This window comes from Halomonas sp. OfavH-34-E (assembly GCF_024124525.1).
Lineage (GTDB): Bacteria > Pseudomonadota > Gammaproteobacteria > Pseudomonadales > Halomonadaceae > Halomonas > Halomonas litopenaei.
The window spans coordinates 1-17,465 of the sequence record NZ_JAMXRY010000029.1 but is presented as its reverse complement, the minus strand read 5'-3'; the positions used below and the strand labels follow the sequence as shown (position 1 = coordinate 17,465).

18 protein-coding genes are annotated in these 17,465 nt (G+C 65.1%); 10 read left to right on the top strand and 8 right to left on the bottom strand.

Going from position 1 to position 17,465, the window contains the following annotated elements:
* Positions 1-24 precede the first annotated feature (24 nt).
* Positions 25-1,695, bottom strand: a complete 1,671-nt coding sequence (locus NH448_RS13665; RefSeq protein ID WP_045991836.1) for a GMC family oxidoreductase N-terminal domain-containing protein — start codon at positions 1,693-1,695, stop codon at positions 25-27.
* A 23-nt stretch (positions 1,696-1,718) separates the two neighbouring features.
* Positions 1,719-3,227: a CoA-acylating methylmalonate-semialdehyde dehydrogenase gene (locus NH448_RS13660; protein WP_045991837.1), complete on the bottom strand. Its 1,509-nt coding sequence runs from the start codon at positions 3,225-3,227 to the stop codon at positions 1,719-1,721.
* Between the two features lie 178 nt (positions 3,228-3,405).
* Here NH448_RS13660 and NH448_RS13655 point away from each other — a divergent pair, with 178 nt between their 5' ends.
* The 3 genes from NH448_RS13655 to ampC all read left to right on the top strand — a co-directional run bounded on the left by NH448_RS13655 (position 3,406) and on the right by ampC (position 6,827).
* Entirely contained in the window at positions 3,406-4,320 is a 915-nt protein-coding gene (locus tag NH448_RS13655; protein WP_045991838.1) for a LysR family transcriptional regulator, read from the top strand.
* Between the two features lie 345 nt (positions 4,321-4,665).
* Positions 4,666-5,364, top strand: coding sequence for a glutathione binding-like protein (locus NH448_RS13650; protein WP_045991839.1), 699 nt, complete (start codon positions 4,666-4,668; stop codon positions 5,362-5,364).
* A 257-nt stretch (positions 5,365-5,621) separates the two neighbouring features.
* Complete coding sequence (gene ampC, locus NH448_RS13645; RefSeq protein WP_253028896.1) at positions 5,622-6,827, top strand: class C beta-lactamase; 1,206 nt, start codon at positions 5,622-5,624, stop codon at positions 6,825-6,827.
* 248 nt (positions 6,828-7,075) lie between these two features.
* Here ampC and NH448_RS13640 read toward each other — a convergent pair whose 3' ends face one another.
* The 6 genes from NH448_RS13640 to NH448_RS13615 form a co-directional block, all read right to left on the bottom strand.
* On the bottom strand, positions 7,076-7,357 hold the full coding sequence (locus NH448_RS13640) for an addiction module antidote protein (protein ID WP_045991840.1): 282 nt from the start codon (positions 7,355-7,357) through the stop codon (positions 7,076-7,078).
* Entirely contained in the window at positions 7,354-7,650 is a 297-nt protein-coding gene (locus tag NH448_RS13635) for a type II toxin-antitoxin system RelE/ParE family toxin (protein ID WP_239452513.1), read from the bottom strand. The genes NH448_RS13640 and NH448_RS13635 overlap by 4 nt, the downstream gene beginning before the upstream one ends.
* Positions 7,651-8,099: 449 nt before the next feature.
* Positions 8,100-8,387 (bottom strand): hypothetical protein, encoded by a 288-nt coding sequence (locus NH448_RS13630; RefSeq protein ID WP_045991842.1) that lies wholly within the window; start codon positions 8,385-8,387, stop codon positions 8,100-8,102.
* Between the two features lie 1,134 nt (positions 8,388-9,521).
* Complete coding sequence (locus NH448_RS13625; protein WP_253028895.1) at positions 9,522-10,277, bottom strand: DNA adenine methylase; 756 nt, start codon at positions 10,275-10,277, stop codon at positions 9,522-9,524.
* Positions 10,278-10,413: 136 nt separating this feature from the next.
* A complete protein-coding gene (locus NH448_RS13620; protein ID WP_253028894.1) occupies positions 10,414-11,487 on the bottom strand; it encodes a phage portal protein in 1,074 nt (357 codons plus the stop codon).
* Positions 11,484-13,262 carry a terminase family protein gene (locus tag NH448_RS13615; protein ID WP_253028893.1) on the bottom strand — a complete coding sequence of 593 codons (1,779 nt, stop codon included), beginning with the start codon at positions 13,260-13,262 and terminating at the stop codon, positions 11,484-11,486. The genes NH448_RS13620 and NH448_RS13615 overlap by 4 nt, the downstream gene beginning before the upstream one ends.
* Positions 13,263-13,409: 147 nt before the next feature.
* On the opposite strand from NH448_RS13615, the gene NH448_RS13610 reads away from it, so the two are divergent.
* The 7 genes from NH448_RS13610 to NH448_RS13580 form a co-directional block, all read left to right on the top strand.
* Positions 13,410-14,225 carry a GPO family capsid scaffolding protein gene (locus NH448_RS13610; protein ID WP_253028892.1) on the top strand — a complete coding sequence of 272 codons (816 nt, stop codon included), beginning with the start codon at positions 13,410-13,412 and terminating at the stop codon, positions 14,223-14,225.
* A gap of 15 nt (positions 14,226-14,240) precedes the next feature.
* A complete protein-coding gene (locus NH448_RS13605) occupies positions 14,241-15,299 on the top strand; it encodes a phage major capsid protein, P2 family (RefSeq protein ID WP_253028891.1) in 1,059 nt (352 codons plus the stop codon).
* 12 nt (positions 15,300-15,311) lie between these two features.
* Positions 15,312-16,013 carry a phage terminase small subunit gene (gene gpM, locus NH448_RS13600; protein ID WP_253028890.1) on the top strand — a complete coding sequence of 234 codons (702 nt, stop codon included), beginning with the start codon at positions 15,312-15,314 and terminating at the stop codon, positions 16,011-16,013.
* A gap of 122 nt (positions 16,014-16,135) precedes the next feature.
* Positions 16,136-16,606 carry a head completion/stabilization protein gene (locus NH448_RS13595; protein WP_253028889.1) on the top strand — a complete coding sequence of 157 codons (471 nt, stop codon included), beginning with the start codon at positions 16,136-16,138 and terminating at the stop codon, positions 16,604-16,606.
* Positions 16,607-16,679: 73 nt separating this feature from the next.
* On the top strand, positions 16,680-16,892 hold the full coding sequence (locus NH448_RS13590) for a tail protein X (protein ID WP_253028888.1): 213 nt from the start codon (positions 16,680-16,682) through the stop codon (positions 16,890-16,892).
* 7 nt (positions 16,893-16,899) lie between these two features.
* Positions 16,900-17,244, top strand: coding sequence for a putative holin (locus NH448_RS13585; protein WP_253028887.1), 345 nt, complete (start codon positions 16,900-16,902; stop codon positions 17,242-17,244).
* Between the two features lie 2 nt (positions 17,245-17,246).
* Positions 17,247-17,465 (top strand): phage holin family protein (locus tag NH448_RS13580; RefSeq protein ID WP_253028886.1); only part of this gene is annotated, 219 nt, incomplete at its 3' end.

Here is a 17,465-nt window from a genome sequence, read left to right as displayed (position 1 = left end):
GCTTGCTGCGCAAGACACCGGCGCTCAGCCGGCGGCCTCGAGCATCCAGCCCGCCGCTCGCTCGGCGATCATCAAGGTCGGCGAGTTGGTATTGCCGCTGGTGATGGTCGGCATGATGCCGGCGTCCGCCACCCGCAGGCCCTGGATTCCCCTCACCCGCAGGCGTGAGTCGACCACCGCCATGGGATCGTCGGCCTGCCCCATCCGGGTGGTTCCGACCGGGTGGAAGATGGTGGTGCCAATGTCACCGGCCAGCCGCCACAGCTCTTCATCGGTCTGGTACTGGACGCCGGGCTTGACCTCCTCCGGTTCGTACCTGGCGAACGCCTTCTGCTCGGCGATCCTGCGGGTGACGCGCAGCGAGTCCGCCGCCACCCGCCGGTCCTCGTCGGTGCTCAGGTAGTTGGGGGCGATGGACGGCGCCTGGGCCGGATCGGCGCTCTGAATCCTGACGCTGCCGCGGCTGGTCGGATTCAGGTTGCAGACGCTGGCGGTGACCGCCGGATAGGGATGCAGCGGCTGGCCGAAGGCCTCCAGACTCAGGGGCTGGACGTGGTACTGGATGTTGGGGTGCTCGTGCTCGTCGCTGCTGCGGGTGAAGATGCCGAGCTGAGACGGCGCCATGCTCATTGGGCCTGTGCGCTTGAACACGTATTCCAGACCGATGCCGGCCTTGCCCCACAGGGAGCTGGCCATGGTGTTGAGGGTCTTGGCGCCCTTGACCTTGTACACCGAGCGTATCTGCAGATGGTCCTGCAGGTTCTCACCGACCCCCGGCAGTTCGTGGACGACTTCGATGCCGTATTGCTTGAGCAGTTCACCAGGCCCGATGCCGGAGAGCTGCAGGATCTGGGGCGAGCCGATGGCGCCGGCGGACAGCACCACCTCACGGCGCGCCCTGGCCAGCTGGGTGGTGCCCTCGCGCTTGACCTCGACGCCTTCACAGCGCTTCTCGCCATCGGGCTCGCCGCCGGCGACGATCAGCCGATTGACCTGGGTGGAGTGCCACAGCGTCAGGTTCGGCCGCTTGAGCGCCGGACGCAGGAACGCCTTGGCGGTGTTCCAGCGCCAGCCGGAGCGCTGATTGACCTCGAAGTAGTCGACGCCCTCGTTGCTGCCACGGTTGAAGTCCTTGGTCCGTGGGATACCCGCCTGGACCGCCGCCTCGGCGAAGTCGTCCAGCACCTCCCACTTGAGCCGCTGCTTCTCGATGCGCCACTCGCCGCCGTGACCGTGAAAGTCCCGGTGGGCGGCGTCGGCGTCACCGCCCTCGTCCAGACGATAGTGATCCTCGTGCTGGATGAAGGCCGGCAGGCAGTGCTCCCAGCGCCACTGGTCGTCACCGGTGACCTCGGCCCAGTGGTTGTAGTCCCGGGCCTGGCCGCGCATGTAGATCATGCCGTTGATGCTGGAGCAGCCGCCGAGGGTCTTGCCGCGCGGGTAGAGCAGCGAGCGCCCGTTGAGGCCCGCGTCCGGATCGGTGCGAAAGCGCCAGTCCGTGCGTGGGTTGTCGATGCAGTACAGGTAGCCCACCGGCACGTGGATCCAGTGGTAGTTGTCGCGACCACCGGCTTCGATCAGCAGCACCCGGTTGTTGGGGTCGGCGCTAAGGCGATTGGCCAGCAGGCACCCGGCGGTGCCTGCTCCGACCACGATATAGTCAAACTCGCTGTCGTATTGTTGTGCGGTTGTCATCGCAGGTCCCTCGATTCAGGGCGTTATTTGGCGGTCGGCATCACGAACTCCGCGCCCGCCTCGATGGAGTCAGACCAGCGCTGCATGATCGACTTCTGCTTGGTGTAGAAGCGCACGCCCTCTTCGCCGTAGGCGTGCATGTCGCCGAACAGCGAGCGCTTCCAGCCACCGAAGCCATGCCACGCCATGGGCACCGGAATCGGCACGTTGATGCCGACCATGCCCACCTGGATGCGACGGCCAAACTCGCGGGCCACCTTGCCGCTCTCGGTGAAGCAGCTGACACCGTTGCCGAACTCGTGGTCATTGATCAGCTCGATGGCGGTGGCCACGTCCGGCACGCGCACGCAGGCCAGCACCGGGCCGAAGATCTCCTCGCGGTAGATCGTCATCTCCGGGGTGACGTGATCGAACAGGGTGCCGCCCATCCAGAAGCCCTCGCTGCAGCCTTCACCGGTGTTGCTGCTGTCGAAGCCACGGCCATCGACCACCAGCTCGGCACCCTCCTCGACGCCCTTGTCGATGTAGCCGGTAATACGCTGATGGGCCTGGGCGGTGACGATCGGCCCCATCTCGGCGTCCAGCTGCATGCCGTCCTTGACCTTGAGACCCCGGGCGCGCTCGGCGACGCGTGCCACCACGTCATCGGCCACGTCGCCGACCAGCACCGCCACACTGATGGCCATGCAGCGCTCGCCGGCAGAGCCGTAGGCGGCACCGATCAGCGCGTCCACCGCCTTGTCGATGTCGGCGTCGGGCATCACCACCATGTGGTTCTTGGCGCCGCCGAGGGCTTGCACACGCTTGCCCAGGGCCGCGCCACGCTGGTAGATCAAGTTGGCAATGGGAGTGGAGCCGACGAAGGACAGCGCCTTGACGTCGGGGTGGTCGATCAGCGCGTCCACCGTTTCCTTGCCACCCTGGACCACGTTGAACACGCCGTCGGGCAGCCCGGCCTGCTTGAGCAGGTCCGCCATCATCAGCGAGGCGCTGGGGTCGGTGGGGCTGGGCTTGAGGATGAAGCTGTTGCCGGAGGCGATGGCGACCGGGAACATCCACATTGGCACCATGGCCGGGAAGTTGAACGGGGTGATGCCGGCGACCACACCAAGCGGCTGGCGCAGGGTCCAGTTGTCGATGCCGGTGCTGACCTGGTCGGTGAAGTCGCCCTTGAGCAGCTGCGGGATACCGCAGGCAAATTCGACGATATCGATACCCCGTGCCACCTCGCCCTGGGCGTCGGTGAAGACCTTGCCATGCTCACGGGTGATCGCCTCGGCCAGGGCGTCCTTGTTGGCATTGAGCAATTCGAGGAAGCGGAACATCACCCGGGCGCGGCGGATAGGCGGGGTGTCGGCCCAGCTCGGGAAGGCCGCCTTGGCCACCTCTACCGCCTTGTCGATCTCGCTGGCGGAGGCCAGCGCCACGCGGCCGCTGACCTGGCCGGTCGCCGGGTTGTAGACGTCCTGATGACCCAGGGAGGCGCTTTCGTCGATCTGGCCGCCGATGAAGTGAGGAATCGTCGAGGTCATGGGATGCTCCTTTATAAGCGTTGTTTAAGTCATTCGAGCGTGGCCGTATGAGGAAAGGTGCCCAGCCTGCTCGTCTTGTCGCTGTACAGCCTATCTCTGGTGGCGATCTGAGCAATTGAGTTATTTGAAACCCAGATATAAAGTTCTCAAATAACACGCTCTGTTGAAGGAAGGCGCCATGCAGGACTACCCCACGCTGCGAGCATTCGTCACGGTGGCGCACCTCGGCAGCGTCTCCCGCGCCGCCGAGGCGCTGCATCTCACCCAGCCGGCGGTTAGCCTAAAGTTGAAGCAGCTGCAGGCAACGCTAGGACTGACGCTGTTCCACCGCCGCCCCCAGGGACTGGAGCTGACGGCCCACGGTCAGGCACTGCTGCCCACCGCCGAAAAGGCCCTGGAGAGCGCCCGGGTGTTCGATCAGATGGCCCGCTCGCTGCACTCGACGGTGCGTGGGCTGTTGAGGATTGGCACCATCATCGACCCCGAGTTCATCCGTCTGGGCAGCTTTCTCAAGGTGCTGGTCGAGCGCGCCCCGGAACTCGAGACCGAGCTGCACCACGGCATGAGCGGTTACGCCCTGTCGCGAGTGGAGCGCGGCGAGCTGGATGCAGGTTTCTATCTGGCGCCCCCCGGAACAGGCAGCACCCACGCCGACGGCGCCGGCGAACTTGCGTTTGTCGAGCTGACCCACTTTCGCTACTACGTGGTGGCGCCCTCCGGTTGGGAATCGCGGGTCGAGGACACCCGCTGGTCGACGCTGGCCACCCTGCCCTGGATCGTCACGCCCCCCGACTCGGTCCACCATCGCCTGCTCAAGCGCGCCATGCAGGACAGCGGCGAGACGCCCCGGCGGGTCGCCCAGGTCGACCAGGAGGCCTGCATGCTCGACCTGGTACGCGCCGGGGTGGGGTTGAGCCTGGCCCGGGACTCGCTGGCCTTGACCGAGCGCCAGCGCAGCGGCCTGACCATCGTCGAGGGGGTGACGCTGGACTGCGCCCTGTGCTTTGTATGGAAGAAGGAACGTACCCGCGAGCCGCCGCTGCAGGCCGCGCTTGCCACCCTGGAGAGCGTCTGGCCCAACCGGCCTGAGTGAGGCTTCTAGGAAAAGTGCCTGCGCTCGGTGGCTTTTCGTACAAGACCCAGGGCCTGAGTCAGCCCGGGGTAGCCCCCGCTGATAGGCGCCCGAACCCGCCGATACGCGCCCGAACCCGCTTTGGCAGCAGCGCCAAATGCACCAGAGCTGCGCCTTTCTGCGCCTGGCGACGCTCGAATCCGTCGTCGGGTGCTACCCTCCAGACGTTGGCTGACGGCTTTCCCCGGTTCAGGTCAAGGGCGACGCCTGTCTCGATCGCTCCTTGCTCGCACCGTCAGTTCGTACTTCCAGCCACCAGATGTCAGCGTCACGCTCCCTTCGTTCTTCACCACAAGGAATGTCCCCATGACCGACCTTTCCCGCTTCCCCATCACTGCCAAGTGGCCGGCGACACACCCCGAGCGCCTGCAGCTCTATTCGCTGCCGACCCCCAACGGGGTCAAGGTCTCGATCATGCTGGAGGAAGTCGGGCTGGACTACGAAGCGCACCGGGTCAACTTCGATACCAGGGACCAGCACTCTTCCGAGTTTCTCTCGCTCAGCCCCAACAACAAGATTCCCGCGATCCTCGACCCCGACGGCCCCGAAGGCCAGCCGATCGGACTGTTCGAGTCAGGCACGATTCTGCTGTACCTGGCCGACAAGACCGGCCAGCTGGTACCCCAGACGCCCCAAGCCTACTACCAGGCCCTGCAATGGCTGATGTTCCAGGTCGGCGGCGTGGGCCCGATGTTTGGCCAGATCGGCTACTTCCACTTCTTCGCCGGCAAGGAACTCGAGGACAAGCGCCCTCTTCAGCGCTACGTGGACGAGGCCAAACGCCTGCTTGGGGTGCTGGACAAGCGCCTGGAACAGCGCGAGTGGATCATGGGCGAGGACTACTCGGTGGTGGATATCGCCATCCTTCCCTGGGTACGCAACCTGGTCTACCGCTACGACGCCGGGGATCTGGTCGAGTTTGCCAACTTCCCCCACGTCGACCGCACCCTCCAGGCGTTTCTCGAACGCCCCGCCGTGCAACGAGGCCTCAAGGTCCTGGCCTGAGGCGATATAGCAGGCGCTACCAGGGTGAAGGTGGCGATCGGTGAAGGTGGCAATCGGTAGAGGTAGAGCGAGACGAAACGAGGTGAGAGCCGCACGATCGACCCTCAGCCCACGGGTGACTCGCCGCCGGGTTCAGGCGATGATTGTGCCGGCACAGCAGACTCGGCTAGCCTCAAGGCGCACCGTCCTGTGCCTGTCCGCCTGCCCCGTGGCCCCAAGGCCCCGGGCAACACCCCCACACGACGGAATCACCGCTCATGCCCGTTCGCCCCGTTCATCTTCTGCCCCTCGTCTTCGCCGTGGGTACCACCTCCGCCCAGGCGGCCTCCGCGCCTAAAGACGCCGACCGGAGTACCGTCGAGCAGCAGAGTAGCCGATCCTGCGAAAACCCGACCATGGACCAGCAGATCGAGGCACTGATGGATCACCACGGCATCCCGGGGGTGTCGGTGGCACTGGTCGACCACGGCAACATCTGCCTGAGCCACTACGGCGCCGCCAGCCGGGAGACCTCGACCGGCGCCGCCGTGAACGACGACACCCTGTTCGAGATCGGCTCGGTCAGCAAGACCTTCACCGCGGCGCTGGGCGCCTGGGTGCAACAAGGCGGAGCCTTCTCCCTGAGCGACAGCGCGGCCAGCATCGAGCCCGACTTCGAGGGTCATCCAGTAGGCGAGGTCAGCATGGTAGAGCTTGCCACCTACACCGCCGGCGGCTTCCCGCTGCAGTTTCCCGCGGGCGTCGACGACGCCACCCTCCACGACTACTTCGTGAACTGGCAGCCGGACTTTGCCGCCGGCACCAAGCGCCTGTACTCGAACCCCAGCATCGGCCTGTTCGGCCTGCTCGCGGCCCAGAGCGAAGGCTCAAGCTTCGCTGAGCTGATGCAGGACAGCGTGCTGCCCACACTTGGCCTCGATGCCACCTGGCTTACGGTGCCCGACGACCAGGCCCGCCACTACGCCCAGGGCTACAACGGCGATGACCAGCCTGTGCGCGTCAATCCGGGCCCGCTGGACACCCAGGCCTACGGCATCAAGACCACGGCACGGGACCTGGCACGCTTCGTTCAGGCCAATATCGACGCCTATCAAGGCAGCCAGGACGACCAGCGCATGGCACAAGCCCTGCTGGCCACCCACCAGGGCTACGCCGCCGTCGGCGAGATGCAGCAGGGACTCGCCTGGGAAAGCTACGCCCTGCCGACGACCCTCGATACGCTGCAAAACGGCACCACCGCAGAGATGGCGCTGGAGCCCCAGCCTGTCACCATGCTCGAGCCGTCAGGCGAGCCACAGCCCCAGCGCTGGTACCACAAGACCGGCTCCACCGGCGGCTTCGGCGCCTACGCCGCCTTTATGCCGGCGCATGAACTGGGCATCGTCATCCTCGCCAACAAGCGCTACCCCAACGGCGAGCGCGTCGAAGCCGCCTGGCGGATACTGGAGACATTGGAGCAGTAAGAACGAAAAGTGCTTGAACCCGGTGCCGCCCGGAGCAATGAAGCAAGGGCGAAGCACGGGGCTGTGCAAAGGCAATACATGGGGCAGAGAAGCGTCTACGACCGGTGGTAGGCACTAACCGAGCCAACCAATGAAACCAGACGGCCTGGGCGCTGGATTCTCCAGCCCTCAGGCCCTGAAAGCCGCAGCACAAGCACCGGGGGGAAGCGCTTGGAAAAGACGATAGCTTGTCTGAATCGCAGAAAGCGTCAGGGAGCGTCGGCTCGCAGCGTGAAGCCAAGGGCATTCATGACCTTCATGACTGTCGCAAAACTTGGGTTCCCATCGGCCGAAAGCGCCTTGTAAAGCCCTTCGCGGGTCAGGCCGGTATCGCGCGCCAGTTGCGTCATGCCTCGCGCTCGAGCGATATCGCCAAGCGCCGCCACGACGAGTGCGGGATCACCTTCTTCAAGGCAGGCCTCAAGATACAAGGCCATGTCTTCTTCCGTCTGCAGATGGTCAACGACATCCCATTTCTGAAGTGTGCTCATGGTGCCTCCGTCAACTCCCTCGCCAATCGCTTGGCGAGTTCGATATCTCTGGCCTGGCTGGACTTGTCGCCGCCTGCCAGCAAAATGATCAGTTCGTGCCCCTTCTGGACGAAATACACTCGGTAACCAGGCCCGTAATGGATCCTAAGTTCCGAGACCCCCTCACCGACAGCCTCACAGTCACCGACGTTACCCAGTTCAACGCGCCGTAGCCGAGCCAGTATCCTGGCCTTGGCCCTGGGATCTCGCAGCTTGGCGAACCAGGCAGCATAGGACTGCGTCTCGCGGATCATATTCATACCATCAAGTGTTAACCATAGTTAACACCTTGACAAGTTTTTTGCTCGGCGTACCACGGCCTTATCCCAACGACCTAAACGCCCCCTTGGGGCTGGTACACTACGCGCCCTCTCCTGCCCGACCTCTTGATGCCGATGACTGACCGAGATCCCCTGGCCCAGGCCCGCCGATTTTCCGTGGCGCCGACGATCGGTCGGAGGTAAAGCCCACAGTCACGGGCTTTCCCGGTATCGTGCGCCAAAAATGCACCAGCAAGAAACAGTGGCACGGATCCTACCGCTGAAGTTGCGCTTGTCGGTGAGACAGGCGCGAGCATGGATGTGACGAACGCATACGTGCGCATTAGAGGCGGCCCCGCTGACCTTCCCCTGACATATCGCCTTTCCTTGCAGGAGGCTATTGAGCCCCCTTATCGAAACGCGCACAGTCGGATGTGCTCGACTCAATTCTCCTCATAGGCATCAGCCACCGCACGCTCGATAAGTTCCGGAGCCACACCGCGAGCCTTCAACGCCTCCACCAAACGCCGCACACCATCATCGAGATAGCGAGCCTCATCGCGACGCAGTCCCTCGCTGACGTAGGCTTTCAGCAGCGTCTGGTAGCCTTGAAGCCCCTTCAGCGGCGCTATCGCCTTCAGCGACTCCACCACATCAACCGGCACCCGCAGCGTCACTGTCGTCATGGGACGGTCCTTCGCCAATCGCCTTTTCAAGGTCTCATTGAGCATAAATCGCCTCCTCTCGCCTGGTGGCCCGTCGCGCCGAGATGATGCGCAATCCCTCGTCGGTACCACGATACTCGCGTCGCCGGAAGGCCAGCGCCAGCAGTCCTCCATCTGCAAAGTTTTCCTCGCTGCTCCAATTTGGCGGTAGAACGCAAGGCCAGGGGCAGACTGCGAAGCACCTCTGCTCCGACTCGTACCCGCCGCACAGTCACCACACCAACAATGAAAACGCCCCCTTGGGGCTGGTACACTACGCGCCCTCTCCTGCCCGACCTCTTGATGCCGATGACTGACCGAGATCCCCTGGCCCAGGCCCGCCGCTTCTCTGTGGCGCCGATGATGGATCGGTAGTAAGTCCCGCCATACTGGGCCTCACAGCGGTTGGGTACCAAATAAGTTCCTTCTGATTCTCCCTCCTCACCCTTCACTCTACCCCTGAATGGTCTCGAGTCTGCTGCGCGGTGAAGAGCCGTGAGTGATGTGCACGACGCGTGCGTGTGCGCCTGTCGCGCGGCAATCTCAGAATCCCTGGGGGGCTCGGAAAAAGGTAACAAAGGTACTGCCTTGCCAGAATCTCGCCTAACATCATGAATAAAAAGGGATTCGAGCAGTCGTTCAAAAGGTAACAAAAAGGTGATGCAAAGGTAATGCGTTACCTTTTTAAGAGGTCACAGAGAGAAATATCCATATACTTTAAAAACAGCATCTTGCGAGCGCGTTACCTTTTGCATTACCTCACATTACCTTTTAGGGGTAACAATAAAGTCGACTAGAATCAGATATTTGCCCCTTGATTCACCCCCTTGTGACCGATGTTACCTTTTTCCGAGGCCCCCTCTCCTTCTCAAGACGCCACCCCCTCCTGTGCTTCCTCACCACCCGCTCTGGGCGCTGCTCGATTTCGCATGATTCCGCATGACTGATCGCCCTCTGTCACCCGCCTCGAAGCCCCACAGCCCGGCTGTATGGACCGTCCTGCACAAGTGCGTGAAAAGCGATAGGTTTAGCGCGCAGGCGGGGCGGGGTGTCGACGGCGCGCCGCGGGGTGCCGCGGGCTAGGTAGCCGGGCAGCCCGTCGAGCGGGCGAGAAAAAGCCGCCCAGGAGCTGGGCGGCTGATGGAGCTGAGCTGGGTGCGGTCAACGGTTGCTGATGATGAGCTCTCCGCGCTTCCCGGTGGCTTGTTTGCCGACGGTGTAGTTGATGTGGGTGGTGTGGATCTGGAGGCCCTCGAATGTTCGCCGCATCTCCGGGATGTCGTTGACGCTGATGACGACCTGCCCTTTCGCCTCCCGTGCCAACTCGGCCATCCGCTCGTACTGCTCGAGGCCAAAGTCGGTGCCGTAGCCGGCGGTCTCCCAGTACGGCGGATCCAGGTAGAAGAGCGTCTCGGGGCGATCATAGCGCGTCACGCACTCCGCCCAGTCCAGGTGCTCGATCACCGTGCGAGATAGCCGGAGGTGAGCCTGGCTCAGATCCTCCTCGATGCGCATCAGGTTGAGGCGCGGCGGGCTGGTGGCTGACGTCCCGAAAGTCTGGCCATAGACCTTGCCCCCGAAGGCCAGCTTCTGCAGGTAGAAGAATCGCGCCGCACGCTGCACGTCCGTGAGGTGGCGCGGATTCACCTCACGCTGGGTCAGGTATTCTTCCCGGCTCACCAGGCTCCAGCGGAACTGGCGCACCAGCTCGTCGGGGTGGTGCTTGACGACACGATAGAGGTTCACCAGCTCCCCGTGGGCGTCATTGATCACCTCCACGGGGCTTGGCTCCTTCAAGAAGAAGATGGCCGCTCCCCCGCAGAAGGGCTCCACATAGGTTCTGTGCGGCTGGAACTGGGGGATGATGGCCTTCGCAAGGCGGCGCTTGCCTCCCATCCATGGGAGGATCGGTTTCATGGTCATCCTGACACCTGTTTATTTATCCAGTATTTGATATGCTTGCGGTGTCTTTGGATGCGCCAGGAAGGCGTTGATGATCAGGGACGATCACGGCGATGCATGCCCGGGGCCTATGGTCCCGGGCTTTTTCGTGTCAGGCGGGTGCCGATTCGCTGGCCGCCTCTAACGTGTACGGCCGGAAGCGCACGACCTCCTGGCCCACGTGGTCGTTGATCTCGCTGAGGATCGCCTGCAGCGGTTCGAGCTCGTTGGTCACGAAGACCCTGGCCGCCTTCTCGACGTCGCCAAATCCCCCGGTGTTGTTGGGGATCACCCCCATCAGCTGCGGCGGGATCCGGTGACCGGCGAGCTGGTCGTCGCGGGTGATGTTCTTGATCGAGGCGAACTCGTCCTTCGCGGCCACCTCCGAGATCGGGATGATCTGGATGCCGTCCTTCTTGCCCTTCGGGCTGTAGAGGAACAGGTTGCGGAAGTTGCCGACGCCCTTGGACTCCTTCAGGGCCGAGCGCATGGCGTCGATGTCTTCCTGGTTCTGGGCCTCGTCGGAGACGTACATCACAAACCCGGCGTGGGAGCCGTTGAGGTAGTACTTGCGCCGGAATAGCGTGGCGTTCTCGTTGAGGTAGATCGACTGCAGCGCGCCCAGGTAATCGGGCACGCCATAGACCTCCTGGTTGATGTCCGGCTCCAGCAGGTGGATCAGGCTGCCCGGGGCGAACTCGCTGCGCTCGCTCCAGTTCGGCACCCAGAAGTAGCGCTCCAGGTCCGCCCCGCGGCGCACGTACTTGGCCCGGGCCGGACGTAGCGCGAGCAGCTTGCCCAGCCGGCCGAAGATCCGCTCGAGGTAGCAGTTGCCGAACACCAGGTAGTCGGTGACCAGGGCGCTGAAGGCCTGCCGGCTGAGTAGCGGATGGGGAATGAACGAGCCCACCAGGATATTGCGCTTCACCTGGAGCGCGCTGCCGTGGTGCGCGGTCGCCCGGTAGGTCTGGGCCAGCGCCGGGAAGTCCACCGGCGGCTCGTACCACTCGCTGCCCAGCATCCAGCAGCCGGTGTAGAAGAAGTCGTAGCCGTCGATCACCGGTACCGGATCGCCGAAGCTGAACGCCTCGGCCTTCGCCGGCGCCGGAGCCTGCTGGTCGGCATCCGCCTCGATCAGGTAGGCCGGCACTCGCACCCGGGGCTTGGCTGCTGCGGGCTCGCTCATTCAAACATCTCCATCAGGGATCGGCGGGTGCCGTGATCGACCGGCCCGTCGAGGGGTTCGTTGTGCAGGGCGTGCATGGTCGCCCAGGCCAGGTCGGCGTGACCGGTCTGGTTGTTGCGTCCCGCGGTGTAGGTGAACTGGCGCCCGGAGGCGGTGAGCTCGCGCCGGATCGCCATGAACGACTGGGCCAGGTCCATCCAGCCGGCATCGAATTCGAGGCGGCCCTTATTGATGATCTGCTGGGCCTGCATGACCAGCTGCGCCTTGACCTCCGGCGTGTAGCGGTAGCGGGTCACGGTGGGGAAGAACTTCGCCACCAGCTGGGCGACGGCCTCGCCCAGCCCGGAGGTGTCGATGCCGATGAAGGTGACGTTGTAGCGGCGGGTCAGCTCACGGATGAACTCCGACTGGGCCTCGTAATCGCGGCCCTTCAGGCGTTGGCGCTCGAGCAGCCGGTGCTTGCCGGTCATCGAACGCGGAGGCGCCACCACGACCAGCCCTGCCCCGTCCCCACCTTCGCCATCGCCGGCCGGGTCGTAGCCGATCCACACCGGGTGCTCGCCGTAGGGGCGCGGCGCGAACGGCTTGAGATCCCGCCAGACGTCCCAGCTGTCGACCATGCACTTCTGCATCATCCCCAGCGGGAAGGCCGACTGGGTGTCATCGACGAACTCACACATCAGCAGGTTGGCGAACTCGTCGTCGGAGTACTCCAGGCGCAGCTGGTCGATGTCGAACAGGTCGCAGCCGCCGGCGATGGCGTCTTCGATCGTGACGATCTGGCGCCACTGGCCGTCCGGCCCGCGCGCCCCGCCCTTCAGCGCGGCGTGGCTGACGTCGATCGACACCCGGTCGGCCTTCTTCTGGCGCTTGTTGAAGCGCTCGCCGGTCCAGAACGGGTAGGCCTCGTGGGCCACGCTCGAGGGCGTGCTGAAATACGTCTGCTTCCACTTCTTGTGCATCGCCATCCCGCTGGTCACCTTGCGGAACTGCTCGAAGCCGTGGATCCAGAAGTATTCGTCGAGGAAGGTATCGCCATGGTAGCCCTGGGCCGTCTTGGCATTCGTGCCCAGGAAGTGGAGCTCGGCGCCATTGGCCAGGATGATCGGATCCCCCTTCAGCTCGACGCCGGTGATCTCCTTCACGAACTGCACGATGTAGTGCCTGAAGATGTGCGCCTGGGCCTTCGAGGCGCTCATGAAGATCTTGTTCTTGCCGGTCTCCAGGGCGTCGGCGATCGCCTCACGGGCGAAGTACCAGGTGGCACCGATCTGTCGCGACTTGAGCAGGTTGCGGATCCGCTCGTGCTGACCGGCGCGGTACCAGATGCGCTGATAATCGAACAGCGAGGCCTCGAACGCCTCGACGATCTGGATCACGCCTTCGTCGCCCACATCGTTGCGTGCCGGCTTGCGTTTCTCGCCGGCATTGCGCCGTTCGATCTTCGGATTCAGGTCGGTTTCGCGCCCAGATTCCTGGTACTTGTGCACCCGGGCCAGCCGCTCGATCTGCCGGCCCAGCAGGTCCAGTTCCTTGAAGTCCTTGCCTTCCTTCTGCTCCTTCCAGATGAGCTCCACCATGCGCGCTTCCAGCGCGCCTTCCACCCGTTGAGTCGGCGTGGCGGCGTCCCAGTCGTCGCGTTTTTTCCAGCTGTCGATCGTGGCGCGGGGGATGTCCAGGAACTCGGCAATGCGCGCGATGCGCCACCCCGTCCAGTAGAGGTGCCGGGCGGAAAGCCGGTAGTGATCGTCGTCGATATGGGCGTGCGGTGTCATGCCGCCAGCGTACCCGCGCGCGCATGGGCAACGCCGGGCATGTCGGTGTGATTCGTCCCACTTACACCGCCAGCGCGTTGAGCCATTCCCCGTGGGCGCGGAACCTGACGGCAATCGCTACCCGCCCATTCAACCGAGGCTTCCTCCATGCCCTGGCATCGTATCGGAACCGAAGGCGCCACGACCGACGGTCGCGTCATCAGCGCCGAATGGCTCACTCAGATGGCCGAGAATTTCGACCCAGCCACCTATGGCTGCCGCGTCAATCTGGAACACATCAAGGGCGTGCTGCCGGACAGCCCGTTCAAGGCTTATGGCGACGTCACCGCGCTCAAGGCCGAGAAAGGCGACGACGGCAAGATGGCGCTGTTCGCCGAGATCGACCCGACCGACGAGCTCAAGGCCATGGTCGAGAAGCGCCAGAAGGTCTACACGTCGATGGAGATCGACCTCGATTTTGCCGGCAGCGGCGAGGCCTATCTGGCCGGGCTCGCAGTCACCGACTCCCCCGCCTCGCTCGGCACTTCCATGCTTCAGTTCAGCGCCCAGCAGGGCAACGAGTCGCCGCTCGCCGGTCGCAAACTGCGCCCTGACAATCTCTTCTCCGCCGCGGTCGAGACCGAGCTGACCTTTTCCGACAACACCGGCGACAAGGGGCCGTCCCTGGCCGAGCGGGTCAAGGCGCTGTTCAAGAAGCACGACGCCCAGACCGAGGCCGGTTTCGCCGCCTTCCGCACCGAGCTCGAGCAGACGATGGAGCTGTTCGTGCAGAAGCACGCCGATCTGGCCGCCGCGGTCAACAAGCGCCCCTCCGAGACCGCCTTCAACGAGCTCAAGGACGCCCACGAGACGCTGAAGGGCCGCTTCGACGAGCTGTTCACCCGGCTCGACAACGAGCCCGGGCGGCAACACCAGCGCTCACGCGCCACCGGCGCCGACACCGCCATCGAAACCGACTGCTAAGGGACGCCCCGACTCATGCGCAACGATACCCGCATCCTCTTCAACCAGTTCGCCGGCCAGGTGGCGAAGCTCAACGGCGTCCCCGATGCGACCCAGAAGTTCGCCGTCGAGCCGACCATCCAGCAGCGTCTGGAGAAGCGCATCCAGGAGTCCAGCGACTTCCTGGGCCGCATCAACATGATCGGCGTCGATGAGCTGAAGGGCGAGAAGCTCGCGCTCGGCGTCTCCGGGCCGATCGCCGCCCGCACCGACGTGTCCAGCCAGGACCGCAAGACCCGCGACCTCTCCACGCTGGACGCCCAGGGCTACGAGTGCCGGATGACCGAGTTCGACACCCATGTCGGCTACGCCAAGCTGGACGCCTGGGCCAAGTTCCCCAACTTCCAGGCGCTGATCCGCGACGCCATCGTCCAGCAGCAGGCCCTGGACCGCATGATGATCGGCTTCAACGGCACCTCGGCGGCGGTGCAGACCGATCCGGTCGCCAACCCGATGCTCCAGGACGTGAACATCGGCTGGCTGCAGCACTACCGCACCCAGGCCCCGGCCCGGGTGCTGAAGGACGGCAAGACCGCCGGCAAGATCCTGATCGACCCCACCAAGACCACGGACGCCGAGGGCAACGTCACTGGCATCGTCGGCGACTACGCCACCCTCGACGCCCTGGTCTACGATGTCGTAAACAGCCTGATCGAGCCCTGGTATCGCCGTGCGCCCGGCCTGGTGGTGATCGTCGGCCGCAGCCTGATGGCCGACAAGTACTTCCCGCTGCTCAACCAGAACCTGCCCAGCGAGCAGATGGCCGCCGACCTGGTGATCAGCCAGAAGCGCATCGGCGGGCTGCAGGGCATGGACGTCCCCTACTTCCCGGACGACGCCATCCTGGTCACCACCCTCGACAACCTCTCGATCTACTGGCAGACCGGCGCCCGCCGCCGCCACGTCGCCGAGAACCCCAAGCGCAACCGCATCGAGAACTACGAGAGCAGCAACGACAGCTATGTCGTCGAGGACTTCGGTGCCGGCTGCCTGGTCGAGAACATCGAGATGTCACCGGCCGCCCTCAACGGTTAAGTAAGGAGCGCCATGAGCACCCTCGCCCGACGTCACTTCCAGCGCGTGTCGGCCGCCCAAGCGGCCGAGGCTTCCGGCGACGCCCCGATGCAGGGCGACGCCTACCAGCTGATGCAGGCCGCGCTGTTCGAAGACTACCGACGCCTCAAGTCGACCCAGTCGATGGAGCGCAAGGCCGAGATCAAGCGCGAGATCCTGCCCAAGTACGCCGACTACGTCGACGGCGTGCTGCAGGCTGGCCGCGGCGCCCAGGACGACGTGCTGATGCGCGTGATGCTGTGGCGGATCGACGCCGGCGACATCGCCGGCGCGGTGGCCATCGCCCGCTACGCGCTGCAGCACGGCCTCACACCGCCCGACCAGTTCGAGCGCGGCACCGCGGCGATCATCGCCGAGGAAGTCGCCGACCAGGCGCTGCGGCTGATCGAGGCCGAGGACGCCGATACCCCTGCCCTGCTCGAGCAGCTCGAGACGGTCGAGGGCCTGACCCGCGACGCCGACATGCACGACCAGGTGCGCGCCAAGCTCTACAAGTCGCTCGGCTACGCCCAGCGCGATGCCCAGCGTCTCGAGCCGGCCCGAGCCAGCCTGGCCCGCGCCCTGGAGCTCAACGACCGGGCTGGCGTGAAGAAGGACCTGGAGCGCCTCGAGCGGCAGCTTCGCCAGAGCCACGCCAATCAGCATAACGATGCCGATCAGGCCAACCCGGCCTGATCGGTGCAACCGAGTCGCACGCCGACGTCAGGGGGCGCGACGGTAGAGGTTAGCCCGAGGGCTCCCGCCTCGATCCGTCGCCCACCCCCTTCAAACAGGGGCATTCTCCAAGGACACCGCCGATGAGCAGCTTCGTCTCCGCCGGGACCGCGGCCACCACCACCGCCGAGCCGATCGCGAACAACGGCTTCTGGCCGGATCTCGCGCCGGCCGACTTCCGGGAGCGCCACCGTCTCGATGGCACCGTCACCGACGGGCGGCTGATGGAAGCCCTGGAAGCCGCCATGGCCCACATCAACCGGGTGCTGCGCCACTGGCAGGCCGACCAGGTCGATGCCGGCCATCCGACCGTCGACGACATTCCTGTGCCGATCTGGCAGGCCCCCGGGGTCTACCGGGCGCTGTATCTGCGCGCGGTCATGTCGATGGCTCACGCAGGGCTCGCCGAGCGCTATGCCGACTACGACGCCACCAATTCGGCCCGTGAACGTGGCCTGGAGCTCGAGGATCCCGCAGAGGCCTACCGCCGCGACGCCCACTGGGCCGTCGCGGAGATCGAAGGCCGGCCTCACACCACCGTCGAGCTGATATGAACAACGTCCCTGTCGTTCACCCAGCGGGCCAGCGCTGCGCGCTGTTCCCATCCTCTCCCGGAAGATGGGTCTGATGCCACGCACCGTCCGCGCCCGCCAGCGCGACACCGTCGACGCCATCTGCTACCGCGCCTACGGCCGCACCCAGGGCGTCACCGAGCAGGTGCTGAAGGCCAACCCCGGGCTCGCCGATCTGGGCCCGGTCCTGCCCCACGGCACACCCGTCACCCTGCCCGACATCGTTCAGCCGCCCAGCCGCGAACCCACCATCCTGCTCTGGACCTGAGGACATCATGGCCGAACCCAGCACCGCCGCTGCCGCCGGCACCGCCACCCTCACCGCCGCCGTCATCGGCATGCTGCCCGGCATCGATGCCAACGCCGTGGTGGGGGCCTTCTGCGGCGCCACCCTGTTCGTGATCAGCGCCAAGGACCTGGGGCTCTTCGAGCGCTTCGCCTACCTGCTGATCTCGTTCGCCATCGGCTACCTGGGCGGGCCGGCCCTGCTCGGCGACATGCTGGAGCAGAGCGCCGTGTCCGCCTTCATCGCCGCCGCCGTCACCGTGACCGCCGGGCTGCGGGCCATCGAGGGCGTGAAGACGCTCGACATCAAGGCCTGGCTGGGAGGGAGGAAATGACCGTGTCCGGTCTCGTCACCGTGATCGCCGCCCTGGTGATCATCCTGCGCCTGCTGACCTACCGCCGTCGCGGCAGCCGCTACCGGCCCGGGATCGGCGTCGCCGCCTGGGCCAGCATCGCCGCCTGCGCCGTGGCGATCGCCGAGGTGCTGGCCACCGGCGCCCCGCGGGATGCCTGGCTGGCCATCCTGCTGCCGGCCTTCGCCGTGATGCTGCTGCTC